The following is a 227-nucleotide window of genomic DNA, read 5'->3' as shown; positions in this document are numbered from 1 at the left end:
AAGGGACGAGGGGTATAACACTCCACACGAGGCAGTATCGTTACCTCCTATTATCAAGCATTTATTTTACCCATCTTGATAAATTTATCGACGCATTTAAATCCCTATCGTGATGGCTATTGCATTGAACACAACACCACTCACGTATTTTTAAACTCCACTGTCCTTCTGGTTGAACTGAATGGTCGTATTTTACTCCGCAACATGAGCAAATCTTGCTTGAGGCG

General features: G+C 41.4%; 1 protein-coding gene. It reads right to left on the bottom strand.

The genetic code is table 11. The annotated features are described in order from the left end of the window. Positions 1 to 61 precede the first annotated feature (61 nt). On the bottom strand, positions 62 to 227 hold a 166-nt coding region (locus MR065_RS27375; RefSeq protein WP_242215759.1), incomplete at its 5' end, for a transposase.

Source organism: Bacillus cereus group sp. BfR-BA-01383 (genome assembly GCF_022663495.1).
GTDB classification, from domain to species: domain Bacteria; phylum Bacillota; class Bacilli; order Bacillales; family Bacillaceae_G; genus Bacillus_A; species Bacillus_A cereus_AU.
Note: the sequence above shows the minus strand (reverse complement) of the source record. Positions and strands in the feature narration are given on the sequence as shown.